Genomic DNA, 20,111 nt, shown 5'->3' with positions numbered 1-20,111 from the left:
ATAATTTTCCGTAATGGAAGAAAACCGGAGGAAACATGACCAAGTCAGAACTCATAGAAAGACTTGCAAGCCAGCACTCCCATATCCCGGCGAAAGCGGTGGAAGATGCGGTAAAAGAGATGCTGGAACATATGGCCTCTACTCTTGCCCAGGGCGAGCGTATTGAAATCCGGGGTTTCGGCAGCTTCTCCTTACACTATCGCGCTCCTCGCACCGGACGTAATCCCAAAACCGGCGACAAAGTGGAACTGGAAGGTAAATACGTTCCGCACTTTAAACCAGGTAAAGAGTTACGTGACCGCGCCAACATTTATGGTTAAGCCTCAGGCTTGAACAGTAAAAATCGGCACCTTTCAGGGTGCCGATTTTTTTTGTGTTTTTTTAAGATGCGAGCCTGCTCGTACTGCTTAACGCAAGCGCTGCAACTACAGCAATATCTCTCGCTGCGCCTCGCAACACGGTTGTTCTGTCGCTGACAACGTTAAGCCAGATAAGCAAACTGTCTCCTGACAAGGAGGTCGTCATGCTTACTCTTCCGGCTCTCTGCCTGTGCGTAATTTTTGGAGCGCTACCGTTGTTGTTCCTTCCGGCGCTTCCTGCCGAAGGCATAACCCTATTTGTTGCTCTACTGGCTTGCAGTGGTTGCCGATGGCTGAAAGGCAGTCAGAAGCACTTTGCCTGCACAGTACTCTTTTTTTGTTGGTCAGTGCTGGCTGCCAGAGAACTTGGCTGGCCTTTTAACTCGCTTTTATCAGGTAACCAGCGCGTGGAAGCGGTGGTTATCCGCACCGATGGCGCGACGGAACATCAAATCAATATCACCAGAATTAATAACCGCTGGGTTTTTCCCGCCATCGGCGTGGTGTTGCGAGGGAGCTATCTACCCGAGCATGTTTGTGTCGGGCAGCGCATGGATATGACGCTGCGGTTGCGCCCGGTGCACGGGCAATTAAACGAAGGCGGATTTGATAACCAGCGCTATGCGCTGTCGCAGCGTATGCCGCTTACGGGCAGAATAATCGAGGCGCGGATTAAGGGCGGCGACTGCAACTGGCGCTCACGTTATATCGCGTCTGTTAGCGCATCGCTTACGCCGTTTGCCTGGCGGGATGTCATCCTGGCACTGGGTTTTGGCGAGCGGCTTAAGCTTAGCCCTGAAATTAAAATGCTGCTGCGCAACACTGGCACTGCGCATCTGATGGCGATATCCGGACTGCATATCGGACTTGCCGGATCGCTTGGTTGGCTTCTGGCGCGCTTATTACAGCTTTCGTTACCGGCACACCGTATCGGTTATCGCTTTCCGTTACTGACAATGCTGATAAGCGCCTCAGTTTATACATGGCTTGCTGGCAGTAACCCTCCCGCGGTGCGGACACTGGTCGCTATTTTTCTCTGGAGCCTGCTGCGCCTTAGCGGTCGAAACTGGACCCCCTGGCAAGTCTGGCTCTGCTGCGTGGCAGGCATACTCTTTATTGAACCAACGGCCATACTTTCTGAAAGTCTGTGGTTATCTGCATTCGCTGTCGCTGCGCTTATTTTCTGGTACCAGTGGGTTCCCTTTCCTTTTAAGCAGGCAAAAGTCTGGTGGCGATTTCCCCTGAAATTAGCGCACTTACAAGCCGGCATAACACTGCTGCTAATGCCTGTTCAGCTCGTGCTTTTTCATGGCGTGAGCCTGACTTCGCTTGCAGCGAATCTGGTTGCCGTGCCTGCCATTACCTTTTTGGCCGTGCCGCTTATCCTTACGGGGATGCTCCTTAACCTTACCGGATGGCAGTGGGCGGAACAGGGTGTATGGGGGCTTGCAGATAACTTACTTGAAACCCTGTTTGCCTTCCTGCGTAATCTGCCTGAAGGGTGGCTCGACGTTGATGAACGTTATTGCTGGCTGGCGTTTGCGCCCTGGTTTGGCATCGTGCTCTGGCGGCTGCGCTTTCATTTTTTCTCGCCTGCGCTTGCTGTCATCATCATTGGGTTGCTGGCGACGCCGCTTTGGTTGCTACAAAAAAAAGTAGGGTGGTCGCTGCATATGCTGGATGTCGGACACGGCCTTGCGGTGGTGATTGAGCGTAACGGCAGGGCAATGCTGTATGACACGGGCAACGCCTGGCCCGGCGGCGACAGCGGTCAGCAGACCATCATTCCCTGGCTGCGCTGGCGCAACCTGCAACCTGACGGGGTTATCCTTAGTCATGAACACCTTGACCATCGCGGCGGGCTGGAGAGCGTATTACGCGCCTGGCCACACCTTACGGTCCGCAGTGCGTTGGGCTGGGCGCACCATCAGCCTTGTCTACGAGGCGAAAACTGGCGTTGGCAAGGGTTGAGCTTCACAGCGCACTGGCCTCTTGCCGGGGCGGTAAAGGCTGGCAATAACGGCTCCTGTGTTGTGAGGGTGAACGACGGGCGAAACAGCGTGTTGCTTACAGGCGACATTGAAGCGCCAGCTGAGCTGACTATGTTAAAAAATTACCGGCAGGCGCTACGATCGGAATTGCTGATTGTTCCTCATCATGGCAGCCGCACCTCTTCCAGCGAACAGCTGTTGTCGCAGGTCGACGGGAGAGCCGCCCTGGCTTCGGTATCGCGTTATAACGCCTGGCGCTTGCCTTCTGTGAAAGTCACCCGACGTTATGGCAGGCATGGCTATCGCTGGTACGACACGGCGCAGTCAGGACAGTTAACGGTGGATTTTTCACCAGAAGGCTGGCAAATAAAAGGGTTACGCGAGCAAATTTTGCCCCGCTGGTATCATCAGTGGTTTGGCGCACCTGCGGATAACAGGTAGAATATGCGGCTATTTCAACAAATGCTGGTTTTATGAATGCATAACGATAAAGATCTTTCCACGTGGCAGACCTTCCGCCGTCTCTGGCCTATTATCGCCCCTTTTAAAGCCGGGCTGATAGTGGCAGCGGTAGCGTTAATCCTCAACGCGGCCAGCGACACTTATATGCTGTCGCTGCTTAAGCCTCTGCTGGATGAAGGTTTTGGCAAAACAGACCGCTCTGTTTTGCTATGGATGCCGCTGGTAGTGATAGGATTGATGGTTCTGCGTGGCATCACCAGTTATGTTTCAAGCTACTGCATTTCATGGGTGTCAGGCAAAGTAGTCATGACCATGCGTCGTCGCCTGTTTAATCACATGATGGGCATGCCTGTCGCCTTCTTTGATAAACAGTCCACCGGTACGCTGCTTTCCCGTATTACTTACGATTCTGAACAGGTTGCCTCTTCCTCATCCAGCGCGCTTATCACCGTAGTGCGCGAAGGCGCGTCGATTATCGGCCTGTTCATTATGATGTTTTATTACAGCTGGCAGCTTTCCCTGATTTTGATTGTCCTGGCGCCCATCGTCTCTGTTGCCATCCGTATCGTCTCAAAGCGCTTTCGCAGCATCAGTAAAAATATGCAGAACACGATGGGGCAGGTGACCACGAGTGCGGAACAGATGCTGAAAGGGCATAAAGAGGTACTGATTTTCGGCGGCCAGGAGGTAGAGGCCGATCGCTTTGCGAAAGTCAGTAACAAGATGCGTCTTCAGGGTATGAAGATGGTTTCCGCCTCTTCTATATCCGATCCGCTTATTCAGCTCATCGCCTCGCTGGCGCTTGCTTTTGTGCTGTATGCAGCGAGCTTCCCGAGCGTGATGGAAACATTAACCGCAGGGACCATCACCGTGGTCTTTTCTTCCATGATAGCCCTGATGCGCCCGCTGAAGTCGTTAACTAACGTAAACGCGCAGTTCCAGCGCGGCATGGCGGCATGCCAGACGCTGTTCGCTATTCTGGACAGCGAGCAGGAAAAAGATGAAGGGACGCGCGTTATTGAACGTGCTAAAGGCGATGTGGAATTTCGCCATGTTACGTTCACTTATCCGGGGCGTGATATTCCCGCTCTGCGCGATATCAACCTGACTATCCCGGCAGGGAAAACCGTGGCGCTGGTAGGCCGTTCGGGGTCGGGTAAATCAACCATCGCCAGTCTTATCACCCGTTTTTACGATATTGACGACGGCGAAATCCTGATGGACGGCCATGATCTGCGTGAATATACGCTCTCATCTTTACGTAATCAGGTTGCGCTGGTTTCTCAGAACGTTCATCTGTTTAACGACACCATTGCGAACAACATCGCCTATGCTCGTACGGAAGATTACAGCCGCGAAGATATCGAAAAAGCCGCCCGTATGGCCTATGCCATGGACTTCATCAACAAAATGGATAACGGTCTGGATACCGTCATTGGCGAAAACGGCGTGCTGCTTTCCGGCGGTCAGCGTCAACGTATCGCCATCGCCCGCGCGCTGCTGCGCGACAGCCCCATTCTTATTCTGGATGAAGCGACGTCGGCGCTGGATACGGAATCTGAACGAGCCATTCAGGCTGCGCTGGATGAGCTGCAAAAAAACCGTACTTCGCTGGTTATCGCACATCGGCTTTCCACCATCGAACAGGCTGATGAGATAGTCGTGGTGGAAGATGGCCGTATTGTCGAACGCGGCAATCATGCGGCATTGCTTGCCCATGGCGGCGTTTATGCTCAGCTTCATAAAATGCAGTTTGGCGAATGATTGAGCGCATCTGGTCCGGTCAGTCTCCGCTGTGGCTGCTGCTGTTGCCTTTTTCCTGGCTCTATGGGTTGGTAAGCGGCCTGATTAAGTTGAGCTACCGGCTTGGCCTGCGTCGCGCCTGGCGCGCTCCGGTACCGGTTGTGGTGGTAGGCAACCTTACTGCGGGCGGTAATGGTAAAACGCCGGTCGTGGTCTGGCTGGTTGAACAACTGCAACGGCGCGGCGTGCGGGTTGGTGTGGTATCGCGGGGCTATGGCGGTAAAGCAGCCCATTATCCTCTGCTTTTAACGCCGCAGACCTCCACTGGCGAAGCGGGCGACGAACCGGTATTAATTTTTCAGCGAACTGGCGCGCCTGTTGCTGTTTCTCCGGTGCGGGCCGATGCGGTCAAGGCGCTGCTTGCTGCGCATCCGCTGCAAATCATTATTACCGATGACGGCCTGCAACATTACGCGCTGGCCAGAGACAAAGAAATCGTGGTCATTGACGGCGCGCGACGCTTTGGCAACGGCTGGTGGCTGCCGGCAGGTCCGATGCGCGAGCGCGCCGGAAGGCTTCGTAGCGTGGATGCGGTTATCACCAATGGCGGCGAAGCGCATACAGGCGAAATTGCCATGACCCTTCAGCCTGGCCTTGCCATCAACCTGCAAACGGGGGAAAAACGTTCCGTTGACAGCTTGCCGCAGGTCGTCGCCATGGCGGGAATTGGCCATCCGCCGCGTTTTTTCGCCACGCTGGAACAGGCTGGCGTTCAGCCGGTCAAGACCATCAGCCTTGCCGATCATCAGGCACTGGACGAAGCGCAAGTGGCTGCGTTTATCAACGATAAGCAGTCTCTGGTGATGACGGAGAAGGATGCGGTGAAATGTCGCGAATTCGCGCGTCCGCAGTGGTGGTACCTGCCGGTTGATGCCACATTTGCCGGTTCGCAGGCTGATGAACTGGTGGATACCTTACACGCACTGGTGCGTTAGCCCTTTTCGGCTTCGCATCTTTTCTGACAGGAAGCCGAAGCCATGTCCCGAATAAACCTCTCTTTGCGCGCGGCGCGGCATCTTCATCTGGCGGCGCAGGGCCTGCTGAAGAAGCCCCGCCGTTTCGCCCGGCAAGAAGATATTCTCGCCACCGTTTCCCGCATGTCGCTGTTGCAGATAGACACGATTAACATTGTCGCACGCAGTCCTTATCTGGTGCTTTTCAGCCGTCTCGGCCGCTTTCCAAATGTGTGGCTCGACGAAGCGCTGGCGCGCGGCGAGCTAATGGAATATTGGGCGCACGAAGCCTGTTTCATGCCGCGAAGCGATTTTGCCCTGGTGCGCCATCGCATGTTGAATCCGGAAAAGATGGGCTGGAAATACCGCCCGGAATGGATGACGGAACATGCGCAAGAAATTGCGCAATTGCTTGAGCATATTGAACTTAATGGTCCGGTTCGCTCCGCAGATTTTGAGCATCCGCACAAAGGCGCAAGCGGCTGGTGGGAATGGAAACCCCATAAGAAGCATCTGGAGGGGCTATTTACCGCCGGTAAAGTCATGGTGGTAGAGCGGCGCAATTTCCAGCGCGTTTACGACCTCACTTCCCGGGTACTGCCGCACTGGGATGATGCGCTTCATTTAATTGAACAGGCGCATGCTGAAGTGAAAATGCTGGAAAACAGCGCCCGAAGCCTTGGTATTTTTCGCGCCGACTGGCTGGCGGACTATTACCGCTTACGCAATATTAAGGCTCTGCCTTTACTGGAAGAGTGGCAAAGGGAAGGGCGGGTCGTGCAAGTCGACGTCGAGCGGCTTGGCCCGATGTGGCTGCATCAGTCGCTTTTACCGCTGTTATCACAAGCGCAGGCGAATAAACTAAATGCTACGCACAGCGCAGTGCTGTCGCCTTTCGATCCCGTAGTCTGGGATCGCCGTCGCGCCGAACAGTTTTTTGATTTTTCTTATCGTCTGGAGTGCTATACCCCGGCGCAAAAACGGCAGTATGGCTACTTTGTTTTACCGCTATTGCATCAGGGCGCGTTAGTGGGGCGAATGGATGCAAAAATGCACCGCCAGCGTCAGCAGCTTGAGGTTATCAACCTTTGGCTTGAAGAAGGCGTAAGGCCTGGCGCGGGAATGGTTGCAGGTTTGCAAAAAGCCATTAGCGAATTTGCTCTCTGGCAGGGCGCGAAGCAAGTCATCTGCGCCTCCTTGCCTGCGGCGCTGGCTTCGCACTGGAATACGGGGTGGGAAATTGACGCGGTAAATTAAACGCTTGTGATATCCTCTAAGAAATAATATTCCGCGTTATCAGGAGTTACTATGGATCATCGTTTACTGGAAATCATCGCTTGCCCGGTGTGTAACGGCAAACTCTATTTCAATCAGGAAAAACAAGAACTCATCTGCAAAACGGACAGTCTGGCTTTCCCGCTGCGCGACGGCATTCCCGTTTTACTGGAAAATGAAGCCCGTTCGCTCACCGCTGAAGAGACCAGGCCATGAGTTTCGTCGTTATTATCCCTGCTCGCTACGCTTCGACACGTCTGCCGGGTAAACCGCTGGTGGATATTAACGGCAAGCCGATGATAGTACACGTGCTTGAGCGCGCCCGTGAATCTGGCGCTGAACGCATTATCGTCGCGACCGATCACGAAGAAGTAGCCCGTGCTGTGGAATCTGCTGGCGGTGAAGTCTGCATGACGCGCGCCGACCATCAGTCCGGTACGGAACGCCTGGCGGAAGTGGTTGAAAAATGCGGTTTCGCAGATGATACCGTTATTGTTAACGTGCAGGGCGATGAACCCGCTATTCCGCCCGCCATCATCCGCCAGCTTGCCGATAACCTTTCCCGAAGCGCTGCTGGTATGGCGACGCTTGCCGTTCCCATTAGCTCAGCGGAAGAAGCATTCAACCCGAACGCGGTAAAAGTGGTGCGCGATGCTGAAGGCAATGCGCTCTATTTTTCTCGCGCCACCATCCCCTGGGATCGCGATCGTTTCGCGCAGTCTCATGAGGCTATCGGCGATACGCTGCTGCGCCATATCGGCATTTACGGCTATCGCGCTGGCTTTATTCGCCGCTACGTAACCTGGCAACCAAGCCAGCTTGAGCGTATCGAGATGCTGGAGCAGTTACGCGTGCTCTGGTACGGTGAAAAAATTCATGTCGATGTTGCGCAGGAAGTGCCCGGTACTGGCGTTGACACCCCTGAAGATCTGGAGCGCGTGCGTAAAGAGATGCGTTAAAAAAACCGGCCATAGCGCCGGTTTTTTTAACCTTATTGCGAAGCGCTAACCGGAAGCGTGGTGAAGGGTTTTATCTCTTTTAAAACGAACATGCTCTGCATCGCTTTAATGCCTGGCAGGCGGCGCAGCACTGACATGGCGAAATCGGAATAAGCATCCAGGCTTTGCGCGACCACCTGCAATAAAAAATCGGCGTCGCCGCCAATGCTATAACAGGCCACCACATTTTCCAGCTCCTGAACTTCCTGTTCAAACTTGCGCGCCTGCGCTTCGCTGTGGCTGTCGATGCTGACCCGGACAAACACCATTACGCCAAGACCAATTTTCCGCCTGTCCAGCGCAGCGTGATATCCCAGAATCACTTTCTCTTCTTCAAGCCTTCGCACTTTTCTCCAGCAGGGCGAAGCCGAAAGGTTTACGGCTTCGGCCAGCGTCTGGTTCGTTATACGCGCATCGTTTTGCAGCAGAGTCAGTAACGTGACATCAACAGACGTTAAGTCCACTTCTGGCATGATTTTTCCTTTTTGACCGTGAAAGCGAAAATATTTTTCATACTAATAAAAAAGAGAACAAGATTAGGTCAGTTTAACCGCTGTTTCTGCGTCACACTCTCTTTTCACTTAACACATTTAAACAGAGTAAGGATGACGACATGAAATTCGATGCAAGCCAGCATAAATGCGCCATTATCGTCGAGAAAACGTTAACGCCGGGGCTCGCTATAAATGCGGCAAGCGTTATCGGCGTGAGCCTTGGCAGGCAGGTGGATAATCTGGTAGGACCAGAGATGCAAAGCCAGGATGGGGTCGTTTATCCTGGGGTTATCTACGCGCCTTTACCCATTTTGCTTACGCAGGAGGAGCCGCTCACCACCACGCTCGCCCGCGCGTTATCCGACCCGGAGATTCTGGTCATGCCCTTCAGCACGCTGGCGCAGTCTTGCAAAACCTATGAAGAATATGGCGAGCGGATATCACAGGCGCGAAGCGAGGCGATTGGGCTGGCGGCGGTCGGGTTGCTGGGACCTAAAAAGAAAATCAATAAACTTACCGGCCATCTGCCGCTGTATCGGTTAAGCGGTAATCAGCCTGCTTCTTGATCTCATCAGATGACATCTCGCGAAAGGACGCCCATTATAAAAAGTACCAGTATTTATAAGGGTAACGGGAAATGGAGCAACTGCGTGCGGAACTGAGTCATCTGTTAGGCGAAAAGCTAAGCCGTCTTGAATGCATAACTGAGAAACCCGATACGGCGCTCTGGTCGCTGTATGACAGTCACGGCAACCCGATGCCGCTGCTCGCCAGGAGCTTTACCACGCCGGGACTTGCCAGACAGCTGGCCTGGAAAATTTCAATGCTTGCGCGTTCCGGAACGGTACGCATGCCGGTCGTGTATGGCGTGATGACGCATGAGGAGCATCCGGGGCCGGACGTCCTGCTAATGGAAAGGTTGCGCGGCGTGCCGGTAGAAGCGCCCTCCCGCACGCCGGAACGCTGGGAACAGCTGAAAGATCAGATTGTCGAGGCGCTGCTGGCCTGGCACCGGGTCGACAGCCATGGCTGCGTAGGCAATGTCGACAGCACCCAGGAGAACATCTGGCCTTCATGGTATCGTCAGCGCGTGGAAGTGCTCTGGAGCACGCTCAACCAGTATAAAAATACCGGTCTGACCATGCAGGACCGCCGGATATTGTTCCGCACCCGAGAGTGTTTAGACGAGATGTTCGCCGGTTTTAGCGATAATTGCGTATTAATTCATGGTCATTTCAGTCTGCGAAGCATGCTGAAAGACGCCAGAAGCGATCAGCTTCTGGCGATGGTAAGCCCGGGCGTTATCTTGTGGGCGCCGCGTGAATATGAACTGTTTCGCCTCTTCGACACGCCGCTGGCGGAAAGCCTGTTCTGGCACTATCTGCGACACGCGCCGGTGGCGGAATCGTTCCTCTGGCGTCGATGGCTTTACGTACTATGGGACGAAGTGGCGCAGCTTCTGCAAACGGGCAAAATGAATCGCGCCGCCTTCGAAACGGCGTCGAAATCACTGCTTCCCTGGGTCGCCTGACGCGCCCTTAAGCCATTGCCAGATCCTGCCGAGCGTCTCATAACCTACCCGGTCGCTGTGCATCAGCCACAGCGGCGAGGGGATAACCCGCTCCCAGGGGTTGAGCGGCGACTCAATAGCCATTTGGTTCGCCGGCGCCGGTATCGGTTTTAATCCCTGATGTTGAAAAAAACGCATCGCTCGCGGCAGGTGCGAAGCGGATGTCACCAGTAAAAATGGCTGATGCCCGATAGCCTTTGCTACCGCCGCCGCCTCTTCTTCTGTATCCCGCGGCGTATCAAGCGTAATGATATCGCTGCGCGGAACGCCAAGACTCTGCGCAACGCGCGCGCCTGCTTCTGCGGTGCTGACGGGGTTCGTCTTTGCAGGGGCGCCGGTAAAGACTAATTTTGCGCCAGGATTAGCGTGCCACAGGCGTATCCCTTCGGTCACACGCGGCAAGCTGTTATTAATAAGATTGGAACTGGGCGCCCAGGCCGGGTTCCAGGTGTAACCGCCTCCCAGCACAACCACATAATTGACTTTTTCCTGGCCGCGCCAGGTGGGGTAAGCCGATTCAATGGGCTTTAGCAGCCTGTCCGTCACCGGTTGCAGACTCAGCAGGAACAGCGCGAACCAGCTTGCCGTCAGCAGACCCTTTGCGGTTTTCTGCCAGCGGCTCCACCACAGCAGCACCAGCGCCAGCGCCATTACCAGCAGCAGGAAGGGAAGGGGCAGCATCAGGCCGCCAATAAATTTTTTTAGCGTAAACAGCATGGGTCTGGTTCCTTTTTTAACCATACGGCAGACAAACGCCCGCGATCTTACTCCGAATGGGTTCATTCTCCGCACGGCTGTGACAAAATAGCGCCTTTGTCGGAAACCTTTTTTGGTGGAGTTGTACCTATGCGGGATCGCAATTTTGATGACATTGCCGAAAAGTTTTCGCGCAACATATACGGTACAACAAAAGGGCAACTGCGCCAGGCGATCCTCTGGCAGGATCTCGACATGTTGTTCGCAAGCCTGCCGCAGCGCCCGCTGCGCGTCCTTGACGCCGGCGGCGGAGAAGGGCAAACCGCCTGTCGCGTGGCGAAGCTGGGTCATCAGGTTACGCTATGCGATCTCTCTGCCGAAATGATTGCCCGCGCGCGTCAACATGCCTTACAGGAAGGTGTGAGCGAGAACATGCATTTTGTACAATGCGCCGCTCAGGATGCGGCTCAACATTTGGAAAGCCCGGTTGATCTGATATTGTTTCACGCTGTGCTCGAATGGGTGGCGGAGCCGAAAGCGGTGCTGGAGCACCTCTGGCGCTGTCTCGCCCCTGGCGGCGCGCTCTCGTTGATGTTTTACAATGCCCACGGCTTGCTGATGCACAACATGGTGGCAGGCAATTTTCCCTATGTGCAGCAGGGGATGCCGAAGAAGAAAAAACGTTCGCTTTCACCCGATTACCCGCGCGAGCCGCAGCAGGTCTATGGCTGGCTTGAAGAGATTGGCTGGCGGATGGCCAGCAAAACCGGCGTGCGGGTTTTCCACGATTATTTGCGTGAAAAACACCAGCAGCGCGACGATTACGAGACGCTGCTTGAGCTTGAAACGCGTTACTGTCGACAGGAGCCCTGGATAAGTCTGGGCCGTTATATTCATGTCACTGCGTTTAAGCCGGAGACCCAAGGATAAACTATGAGTACTTTTTCCCAGACAGTCCCCGAACTGGTTGCCTGGGCCAGGAAAAATGATTTTTCCATCCAGCTTCCGGTTGACCGGCTGGCTTTTTTGCTGGCTGTCGCCACGCTTAACGGCGAACGTCTGGATGGCGAAATGAGCGAAGGGGAACTGGTCGACGCATTTCGCCACGTCAGCGATGCGTTCGAGCAGACGACCGAAACCGTGGCTCAGCGCGCCAATAACGCCATCAATGATATGGTGCGCCAGCGCCTGCTTAACCGCTTCACCAGCGAGCAGGCGGAAGGAAACGCCATTTACCGCCTGACGCCGCTCGGCATCGGCATTACCGACTACTACATTCGCCAGCGCGAGTTCTCCACGCTGCGTCTTTCCATGCAGCTTTCTATTGTAGCAGGCGAGTTGAAACGCGCCGCCGACGCGGCCCAGGAAAATGGCGATGAATTTCACTGGCATCGCAACGTTTACGCGCCGCTGAAATATTCGGTAGCAGAGATTTTCGACAGTATCGATTTAACCCAGCGCATTATGGATGAGCAGCAGCAGCTGGTGAAAGACGATATCGCCCAGTTGCTTAATAAAGACTGGCGCGCGGCTATCTCCAGCTGCGAGCTTTTGCTTTCTGAAACGTCAGGCACGCTGCGTGAACTACAGGATACGCTGGAAGCAGCAGGCGATAAGCTGCAAGCCAATTTGTTGATGATCCAGGAAGCGACGCTTGGCCGCGACGACCTGGATTTTATCGACCGTCTGGTGTTTGATTTGCAAAGCAAACTCGATCGCATTATCAGTTGGGGCCAGCAGGCTATCGATCTCTGGATTGGTTACGACCGACACGTGCATAAATTTATCCGCACCGCTATCGATATGGATAAAAACCGCGTCTTCGCCCAGCGTCTGCGTCAGTCCGTGCAGAGTTACTTCGATGCGCCGTGGGCATTAACGCATGCCAACGCCGAACGTCTGCTTGATATGCGCGATGAAGAGATGGCGCTGCGCGATGAAGAAGTCACCGGCGAGTTGCCGCCCGATCTTGAGTTTGAAGAGTTTAACGAGATCCGCGAACAGCTGGCGGCGATGATCGAGGCGCAGCTTGAGGTCTTTAAATCCAGCCAACAGCCGCTGGATCTCGGGATTGTGATGCGCGACTATCTGGCGCAATTCCCACGCGCGCGCCATTTTGATGTGGCGCGTATCGTCGTCGACCAGGCCGTACGGCTTGGTGTGGCGGAAGCCGACTTTACAGGGCTGCCGGCGAAATGGCAGCTCATTAATGATTACGGAGCCAAGGTACAGGCGCATGTCATTGACAAATATTGAACAAGTGATGCCGGTTAAACTGGCGCAGGCGCTGGCGAACCCGCTGTTTCCGGCGCTCGACAGCCAGCTTCGCGCCGGGCGTCACATTGGCCTGGAAGAGCTGGATAATCACGCTTTTTTAATGGATTTCCAGCATGAGCTGGAAGAGTTTTATGGCCGTTATAATGTAGAGCTGGTGCGCGCGCCGGAAGGGTTTTTCTACCTTCGCCCGCGCTCCACTACGCTTATTCCCCGCTCGGTGCTCTCCGAGCTGGATATGATGGTGGGCAAGATCCTCTGCTACCTCTATCTCAGCCCGGAGCGTCTCGCTAACGAAGGCATTTTCACCCAGCAGGAACTCTATGATGAACTGCTGGCGCTGGCGGATGAAGGCAAGCTGCTTAAGCTTGTGAACAACCGTTCAACCGGCTCCGATCTCGACAGGCAGAAATTGCAGGAAAAAGTGCGTTCTTCGCTTAACCGCCTGCGCCGCCTGGGCATGGTCTGGTTTATGGGCCATGACAGCAGCAAATTCCGCATTACCGAATCAGTCTTCCGTTTTGGCGCCGACGTGCGCAGCGGCGACGATCCGCGCGAGGCGCAACTGCGCATGATCCGCGACGGCGAAGCGATGCCGGTTGAGAACCATCTGCAACTCAACGACGAAAATGACGACAACCAGACGGAACGCGGAGAGGAAGAGAATGATTGAACGCGGTAAATTTCGCTCACTGACGCTTATCAACTGGAACGGCTTTTTCGCTCGGACGTTTGATCTGGATGAACTGGTCACCACGCTTTCCGGCGGCAACGGCGCAGGTAAATCCACGACCATGGCGGCGTTTGTTACGGCGCTAATCCCGGACCTGACGCTGCTGCACTTTCGTAACACGACCGAAGCCGGCGCGACGTCGGGTTCCCGTGACAAAGGTCTGCACGGGAAACTCAAAGCAGGCGTTTGCTACTCGGTACTGGACGTCATTAACTCCCGCCACCAGCGCGTGCTGGTGGGCGTTCGCCTCCAGCAAATCGCCGGTCGCGATCGTAAAGTTGATATCAAACCTTTCGCTATTCAGGGCTTACCGAGCGGCCTGCTGCCAACGCAGCTTCTGACGGAAACGCTGAATGAACGCCAGGCGCGCGTGCTGACGTTGAACGAGCTGAAAGACAAAATCGACGCGATGGAAGGGGTACAGTTTAAGCAGTTCAACTCCATTACCGATTACCACTCCCTGATGTTCGATCTGGGGATTGTGGCGCGTCGTCTGCGCTCCGCTTCCGACCGCAGCAAATATTATCGTCTGATTGAAGCGTCGCTCTACGGCGGGATTTCCAGCGCCATTACCCGCTCGCTGCGCGACTATCTGTTGCCGGAAAACAGCGGCGTGCGCAAAGCGTTCCAGGATATGGAAGCGGCGCTGCGGGAAAACCGCATGACGCTGGAAGCCATCCGCGTCACTCAGTCTGACCGCGATCTCTTTAAGCACTTGATCTCCGAAGCCACCAACTATGTGGCGGCGGACTATATGCGTCATGCCAACGAGCGCCGCATTCATCTTGATAAAGCTATCGAATATCGCCGTGAGCTTTTTACCAGCCGTAAGCAACTGGCGGCTGAACAGTACAAGCATGTCGATATGGCGCGCGAACTGGCGGAACACGCCGGGGCGGAAGGCGACCTGGAGACCGATTACCAGGCGGCGAGCGATCACCTGAACCTGGTGCAAACCGCGCTGCGCCAGCAGGAAAAAATTGAGCGCTACGAGGCGGATCTCGACGAGCTGCAAATTCGTCTGGAAGAGCAAAACGAAGTGGTGGCCGAAGCTGCCGGGCAGCAGGAAGAGAACGAGGCGCGCGCCGAAGCCGCCGAGCTTGAAGTTGATGAACTCAAAAACCAGCTCGCCGACTATCAACAGGCGCTGGACGTACAGCAGACGCGCGCTATTCAGTATCAGCAGGCATTGACGGCGCTTAACCGCGCGCGCGAACTCTGCCACTTGCCTGACCTTAATGCCGACAGCGCCGCTGAATGGCTGGAGACGTTCCAGGCAAAAGAGCAGGAGGCCACGGAAACGCTGCTCACGCTTGAGCAGAAAATGAGCGTGGTCCAGGCGGCGCATAATCAGTTTGAGCAGGCTTACCAGCTGGTTATCGCAATTAACGGTCCTGTCAGCCGCTCAGACGCCTGGAGCGTCGCCCGCGAACTGCTGCGCGACGCCAGCCAACAGCGCCATCTTGCCGAACAGGTGCAGCCGCTGCGCATGCGCCTTGCGGAACTTGAGCAGCGTCTGCGCGAGCAGCAGGAAGCGGAACGTCTGCTGGCGGAATTTTGCAAGCGACAAGGCAGGCATTTTGAGCCGGACGAACTTGAAGCGCTGCATCAGGAGCTGGAAGCGCAAATCGCGTCGCTCTCCGACAGCGTTTCTCAGGCTGGCGAACAGCGCATGACGCTGCGCCAGGAGCTGGAGCAGCTTCAGGCGCGCATCAAAAGCCTGAACAGCCGCGCGCCGGTTTGGCTTGCGGCGCAAAGCAGCCTTAACCAGATAAGCGAGCAGAGCGGCGAGACGTTTGAGTCGGGCCAGCAGGTCACGGAATATCTACAACAACTGCTGGAGCGCGAGCGCGAAGCCATCGTTGAGCGTGACGAAGTGGGTGGGCGTAAGCGTGCGGTTGATGAAGAAATCGAACGTTTGAGCCAGCCTGGCGGCGCCGACGACGCCCGTCTGAACGCGCTGGCGGAGCGGTTCGGCGGCGTTCTGCTTTCAGAAATTTATGACGATGTGTCGCTGGACGACGCGCCGTACTTTTCCGCGCTCTATGGTCCTTCCCGTCACGCGATTGTGGTGCCGGATCTCTCTTTGGTACGCGAGCAACTCGACGGGCTTGCGGATTGTCCCGAAGATCTCTACCTGATCGAAGGGGATCCGCAATCCTTTGACGACAGCGTATTCAGTGTTGAAGAGCTGGAAAAAGCGGTGGTCGTGAAAGTGGCGGATCGCCAGTGGCGCTACTCCCGTTTCCCTGAGCTGCCGCTGTTTGGCCGCGCCGCGCGCGAAAGCCGTATCGAAAACCTGCATGCCGAGCGCGAGACGCTGGCCGAGCGCTACGCGACACTCTCGTTCGACGTGCAAAAAACCCAGCGTCTGCACCAGGCGTTCAGCCGCTTTGTCGGTCAGCATCTGGCTGTGGCTTTTGAAGCCGATCCGGAAGCGGAAATCCGTGCGCTGAACACGCGTCGTAATGAAATCGAACGCGCCATCAGCCAGCACGAAAATGACAACCAGCAACAGCGCGCGCAGTTTGAACAGGCGAAAGAGGGCGTGGCCCAACTTAACCGTCTGCTGCCGCGTCTGAATCTGCTCGGCGACGAGACGCTGGCTGACAGGGTGGATGAGATCCACGAGCGTCTGGATGAAGCGCAGGAAGCCGCCCGCTTTATTCAGCAGCACGGCAACCAGCTGGCGAAGCTGGAACCGCTGCTTTCGGTATTGCAAAGCGACCCGGAGCAGTTTGAACAGCTTAAAGAAGATTATGAGTACGCCCGTCAGGTACAGCGCGATGCGCGTCAGCAAGCGTTCGCCCTGAGCGAAGTGGTGCAACGCCGCGCGCATTTCAGCTACAGCGATTCGGCGGAGATGCTGAGCGGCAACAGCGACCTGAACGAAAAACTGCGCCAGCGGCTGGAGCAGGCAGAAGCGGAGCGTACCCGTGCGCGTGAAGCGCTGCGCACCCATGCCGCCCAGCTCAGCCAGTATCATCAGGTGCTGGCCTCGCTGAAAAGCTCGTTCGATACCAAAAAAGAGCTGCTGGGCGATTTACACAAAGAGCTTCAGGATATCGGCGTTCGCGCCGATCCAGGGGCAGAAGAGCGCGCCCGCCTGCGTCGCGATGAACTGCATATGCAGCTCAGCAACAACCGCTCTCGCCGCAATCAGCTTGAGAAACAGCTGACCCTGTGCGAAGCGGAAATGGATAACCTGACCCGTAAGCTCAAGCGCCTTGAGCGCGACTATATTGAAATGCGTGAACAGGTAGTGAGCGCCAAGGCGGGCTGGTGTGCGGTAATGCGCCTGGTGAAAGACAACGGCGTTGAGCGTCGCCTGCATCGTCGCGAGCTGGCTTATCTTTCCGCCGATGAGCTGCGCTCTATGTCGGATAAAGCGCTGGGCGCGCTGCGTCTGGCCGTTGCGGACAACGAGCACCTGCGCGACGTGCTGCGCATGTCGGAAGATCCTAAACGCCCGGAGCGCAAAATCCAGTTCTTTGTGGCCGTCTACCAGCATCTGCGCGAGCGTATCCGTCAGGATATTATTCGCACCGACGACCCGGTGGAAGCCATTGAGCAGATGGAGATTGAGCTTGGCCGCCTGACGGAAGAGCTCACCTCGCGCGAGCAGAAGCTCGCCATCAGCTCCCGCAGCGTGGCGAATATCATTCGTAAAACCATCCAGCGCGAACAGAACCGTATCCGCATGCTGAACCAGGGGCTGCAAAGCGTCTCCTTCGGCCAGGTGAATAGCGTCCGGCTTAACGTCAACGTGCGTGAAACCCATGCCACTTTGCTGGATGTGCTTTCCGAACAGCATGAGCAGCACCAGGATTTGTTTAACAGCAATCGCCTGACCTTCTCCGAAGCGCTGGCGAAGCTTTACCAGCGTCTGAATCCGCAAATCGATATGGGGCAGCGCACGGCGCAAACCATCGGCGAGGAGCTGCTGGATTACCGCAACTATCTGGAGATGGAAGTTGAAGTTAACCGTGGTTCCGACGGTTGGCTACGTGCAGAGAGCGGGGCGCTTTCCACCGGTGAGGCTATCGGTACCGGTATGTCGATTCTGGTGATGGTAGTACAGAGCTGGGAAGACGAAGCGCGTCGTCTGCGGGGCAAAGATATTTCGCCTTGCCGGTTGCTCTTCCTGGATGAAGCGGCGCGTCTTGATGCCCGCTCTATCGCCACGCTCTTTGAACTTTGCGAGCGTCTGGAAATGCAGTTGATCATCGCCGCGCCAGAGAATATCAGCCCGGAAAAAGGCACCACTTACAAACTGGTGCGTAAAGTGTTCCAGAACCATGAACACGTTCACGTAGTGGGCCTGCGCGGTTTTGCCATACAGCAAAACGAGCCAGGAGAAGCGTTGGCGGGAACGGCAGATATTTCCTGACCGGTGTAAATCGGAAAAGCGGGCCACGGCCCGCTTTTTTTGTAGTACTTAATCTTTAATTATCTTTACATTTGGTCAGGCAAATGGTTTTTTCTCTTTATATACTGAAAATAAGGTTGCGGGCTGGCTCGCAAACCCAATGATGTGATTAAACAGGGGGCAAGGGATGGTGCTTAACAATACGCAACGGTTTCGATGGTCAGCACTAAGCCTGTGTCTGGCTCTCGGTTTCGCTCCGCTGTTTAGTGTTCAGGCCGATGAGCCTGAAGTCGTACCGGGCGATAGCACAGCGACAACAGGCGTACAGCCAACCGCACTGGCGCAACCGCTCGCTCAGGCCGCCTCTACGGCGATGATGGCCGGTATTCAACCGTTAAGCGCAGGCATGTCGGCTGCGCAAAGCCGTTCGCAAATCGAATCGCAGTTGCCGGCAGGTTACGCGCCAGTTTATCTGAATGCGCTTTCCGCGCTTTATGCTGCGCGTGAAATGAAGCCCATGTGGGATAACCGCGAAGCGGTGCAGGCTTTCCAGCAACAGCTGGCCGAGGTGGCCATTGCCGGTTTTCAGCCGCAATTTACGACCTGGGTTGAACAACTTACCGACCCGGCGGTAACGGGTATGGCGCGTGATATTGTCCTCTCTGACGCCATGATGGGCTATTTGCAGTTCGTTGCGGGCATTCCTACCCAGGGCAACCGCTGGTTATACAGCAGCAAGCCCTACAAAGCCGAAACGCCGCCGCTTTCTGTGATTAACCAGTGGCAGACGGCGCTGGATAACGGTTCGCTGAGCGCTTTTGTCGCAGCCCTTGCGCCTCAGCATCCCCAGTATGCCGCTATGCATGATTCCCTGCTGAGGCTGGTGGCGGACAATCGCCCGTGGCCGCAGTTGGTCAGTAAAGCGAAGCTAAGCCCCGGCCAGTGGAGCAATGATATCGGCGCGCTGCGTGAAATTCTCCAGCGTAACGGCATGCTTGATGGCGGGCCACAGATTGTCCTGCCAGGCGATGACGGCGCGGATAACGCCGTCGTCAGCCCTTCGGCGCAGACAGAACCGTCGCGCGACGTAAAACCGAAAGCCGCGCAAACCCGCGGTGTTTATGACCGCGAGCTTGTGGAAGCGGTGAAACGTTTTCAGAAGTGGCAAGGGCTGGGAGCCGATGGCGTTATCGGTCAGTCTACCCGCGACTGGCTTAATGTTAGCCCTGCCCAGCGCGCCGGAGTGCTGGCGCTGAATATCCAGCGCCTGCGTTTGCTGCCAGGCAAACTGAATACCGGCATTATGGTGAATATCCCCGAGTTCTCGCTGGTTTATTACCAGAACGGCACCGAGGTGCTGGCCTCGAAAGTGATTGTCGGCCGGCCGGACCGTAAAACGCCGTTGATGAGCAGCGCGCTGAACAACGTGGTGGTTAACCCGCCCTGGAATGTGCCGCCCACGCTTGCCCGTAAAGACATTCTGCCGAAAGTATGGAATGACCCGGGTTATCTGGCGCGCCACAACTATACCGTGCTGCGTGGCTGGAGCAGCAATGCGGAGGTCATCGATCCGTATATGGTCGACTGGGCAACTATTACGCCCGGTAATTTGCCTTTCCGCTTCCAGCAGGCGCCGGGCGACCATAACTCGCTGGGGCGCTATAAGTTTAATATGCCAAGCTCAGACGCGATTTATCTGCACGATACGCCGAACCATAACCTCTTTCAGAAAGATGTGCGGGCGCTGAGCTCAGGCTGCGTGCGAGTTAACAAAGCGTCAGAGCTTGCGAATATGCTGCTTCAGGATGCAGGCTGGAATGACACGCGTATCTCTTCGGCGCTGAAAGAGGGGAATACTCGCTACGTCAACATCCGTCAGTCTATTCCCGTTAACCTTTATTATCTGACCGCCTTTGTCGGCGCGGATGGCCGTACCCAGTATCGTACAGATATTTACAATTACGATCAGACCGCGCGATCGGGCGCACAAATCTTGCCAAAAGCTGAAAAATTGATCCGCTAACTTCAGCGACGTCAAAAAGTTAAGCACTGGAATAACGAGAAAAAAACGGGCCTGCATCGCTGCAAGGCCCGTTTTTACTGGGTTTCGCCTGGCTTGACGTGGTCAGCCACG

General features: G+C 55.6%; 16 protein-coding genes. 14 read left to right on the top strand and 2 right to left on the bottom strand.

Translation table 11 applies throughout. The features are described from left to right. Positions 1 to 35: 35 nt before the first annotated feature. The 7 genes from ihfB to kdsB all read left to right on the top strand — a co-directional run bounded on the left by ihfB (position 36) and on the right by kdsB (position 7,802). Positions 36 to 320 (top strand): integration host factor subunit beta, encoded by a 285-nt coding sequence (gene ihfB, locus DW56_RS08095; RefSeq protein WP_004387353.1) that lies wholly within the window; start codon positions 36 to 38, stop codon positions 318 to 320. Between the two features lie 203 nt (positions 321 to 523). Continuing rightward, positions 524 to 2,791, top strand: coding sequence for a ComEC family protein (locus tag DW56_RS08090; protein ID WP_024551249.1), 2,268 nt, complete (start codon positions 524 to 526; stop codon positions 2,789 to 2,791). Positions 2,792 to 2,827: 36 nt separating this feature from the next. Continuing rightward, entirely contained in the window at positions 2,828 to 4,576 is a 1,749-nt protein-coding gene (msbA, locus tag DW56_RS08085; RefSeq protein WP_024551250.1) for a lipid A ABC transporter ATP-binding protein/permease MsbA, read from the top strand. Further along, positions 4,573 to 5,550, top strand: coding sequence for a tetraacyldisaccharide 4'-kinase (lpxK, locus tag DW56_RS08080; protein WP_024551251.1), 978 nt, complete (start codon positions 4,573 to 4,575; stop codon positions 5,548 to 5,550). Before msbA ends, lpxK begins: the two co-directional genes overlap by 4 nt. A gap of 42 nt (positions 5,551 to 5,592) precedes the next feature. After that, positions 5,593 to 6,825, top strand: coding sequence for a winged helix-turn-helix domain-containing protein (locus DW56_RS08075; RefSeq protein WP_024551252.1), 1,233 nt, complete (start codon positions 5,593 to 5,595; stop codon positions 6,823 to 6,825). A gap of 51 nt (positions 6,826 to 6,876) precedes the next feature. After that, entirely contained in the window at positions 6,877 to 7,059 is a 183-nt protein-coding gene (gene ycaR / locus DW56_RS08070) for a protein YcaR (RefSeq protein WP_024551253.1), read from the top strand. Beyond that, positions 7,056 to 7,802, top strand: coding sequence for a 3-deoxy-manno-octulosonate cytidylyltransferase (gene kdsB, locus DW56_RS08065; RefSeq protein ID WP_024551254.1), 747 nt, complete (start codon positions 7,056 to 7,058; stop codon positions 7,800 to 7,802). The genes ycaR and kdsB overlap by 4 nt, the downstream gene beginning before the upstream one ends. A 32-nt stretch (positions 7,803 to 7,834) precedes the next feature. On the opposite strand, the gene DW56_RS08060 is transcribed toward kdsB, so the two are convergent. Continuing rightward, positions 7,835 to 8,314 carry an Lrp/AsnC family transcriptional regulator gene (locus DW56_RS08060; protein ID WP_024551255.1) on the bottom strand — a complete coding sequence of 160 codons (480 nt, stop codon included), beginning with the start codon at positions 8,312 to 8,314 and terminating at the stop codon, positions 7,835 to 7,837. Between the two features lie 140 nt (positions 8,315 to 8,454). Between DW56_RS08060 and DW56_RS08055 the strand changes: the two genes are divergently transcribed. Further along, positions 8,455 to 8,901: a DUF2000 domain-containing protein gene (locus tag DW56_RS08055; RefSeq protein WP_024551256.1), complete on the top strand. Its 447-nt coding sequence runs from the start codon at positions 8,455 to 8,457 to the stop codon at positions 8,899 to 8,901. A 71-nt stretch (positions 8,902 to 8,972) separates the two neighbouring features. Next, positions 8,973 to 9,866, top strand: coding sequence for a YcbJ family phosphotransferase (locus tag DW56_RS08050; RefSeq protein ID WP_024551257.1), 894 nt, complete (start codon positions 8,973 to 8,975; stop codon positions 9,864 to 9,866). On the opposite strand, the gene elyC is transcribed toward DW56_RS08050, so the two are convergent. Next, positions 9,843 to 10,622 (bottom strand): envelope biogenesis factor ElyC, encoded by a 780-nt coding sequence (elyC, locus tag DW56_RS08045; RefSeq protein WP_024551258.1) that lies wholly within the window; start codon positions 10,620 to 10,622, stop codon positions 9,843 to 9,845. The two genes, DW56_RS08050 and elyC, sit on opposite strands and share 24 nt — an antisense overlap. A gap of 129 nt (positions 10,623 to 10,751) precedes the next feature. On the opposite strand from elyC, the gene cmoM reads away from it, so the two are divergent. The 5 genes from cmoM (at position 10,752) to ldtD (ending at position 20,000) form a co-directional block, all read left to right on the top strand. After that, entirely contained in the window at positions 10,752 to 11,531 is a 780-nt protein-coding gene (gene cmoM / locus DW56_RS08040; protein WP_024551259.1) for a tRNA uridine 5-oxyacetic acid(34) methyltransferase CmoM, read from the top strand. A 3-nt stretch (positions 11,532 to 11,534) separates the two neighbouring features. After that, on the top strand, positions 11,535 to 12,857 hold the full coding sequence (mukF, locus tag DW56_RS08035; RefSeq protein WP_024551260.1) for a chromosome partition protein MukF: 1,323 nt from the start codon (positions 11,535 to 11,537) through the stop codon (positions 12,855 to 12,857). Continuing rightward, positions 12,838 to 13,548: a chromosome partition protein MukE gene (gene mukE / locus DW56_RS08030; RefSeq protein ID WP_049294273.1), complete on the top strand. Its 711-nt coding sequence runs from the start codon at positions 12,838 to 12,840 to the stop codon at positions 13,546 to 13,548. The genes mukF and mukE overlap by 20 nt, the downstream gene beginning before the upstream one ends. Then, on the top strand, positions 13,541 to 17,998 hold the full coding sequence (gene mukB / locus DW56_RS08025) for a chromosome partition protein MukB (RefSeq protein ID WP_024551262.1): 4,458 nt from the start codon (positions 13,541 to 13,543) through the stop codon (positions 17,996 to 17,998). Before mukE ends, mukB begins: the two co-directional genes overlap by 8 nt. Positions 17,999 to 18,164: 166 nt before the next feature. Beyond that, the gene (ldtD, locus tag DW56_RS08020; RefSeq protein ID WP_024551263.1) at positions 18,165 to 20,000 is read left to right on the top strand and encodes a L,D-transpeptidase; all 1,836 of its coding nucleotides are present in this window, start codon (positions 18,165 to 18,167) and stop codon (positions 19,998 to 20,000) included. Positions 20,001 to 20,111: the final 111 nt, after the last annotated feature.

The sequence above is a fragment of the Franconibacter helveticus LMG 23732 genome (assembly GCF_000463115.2).
Classification (GTDB): domain Bacteria; phylum Pseudomonadota; class Gammaproteobacteria; order Enterobacterales; family Enterobacteriaceae; genus Franconibacter; species Franconibacter helveticus.
The sequence above is the reverse complement of the archived record's forward strand: the minus strand, read 5'-3'. Positions and strand labels throughout refer to the sequence as shown.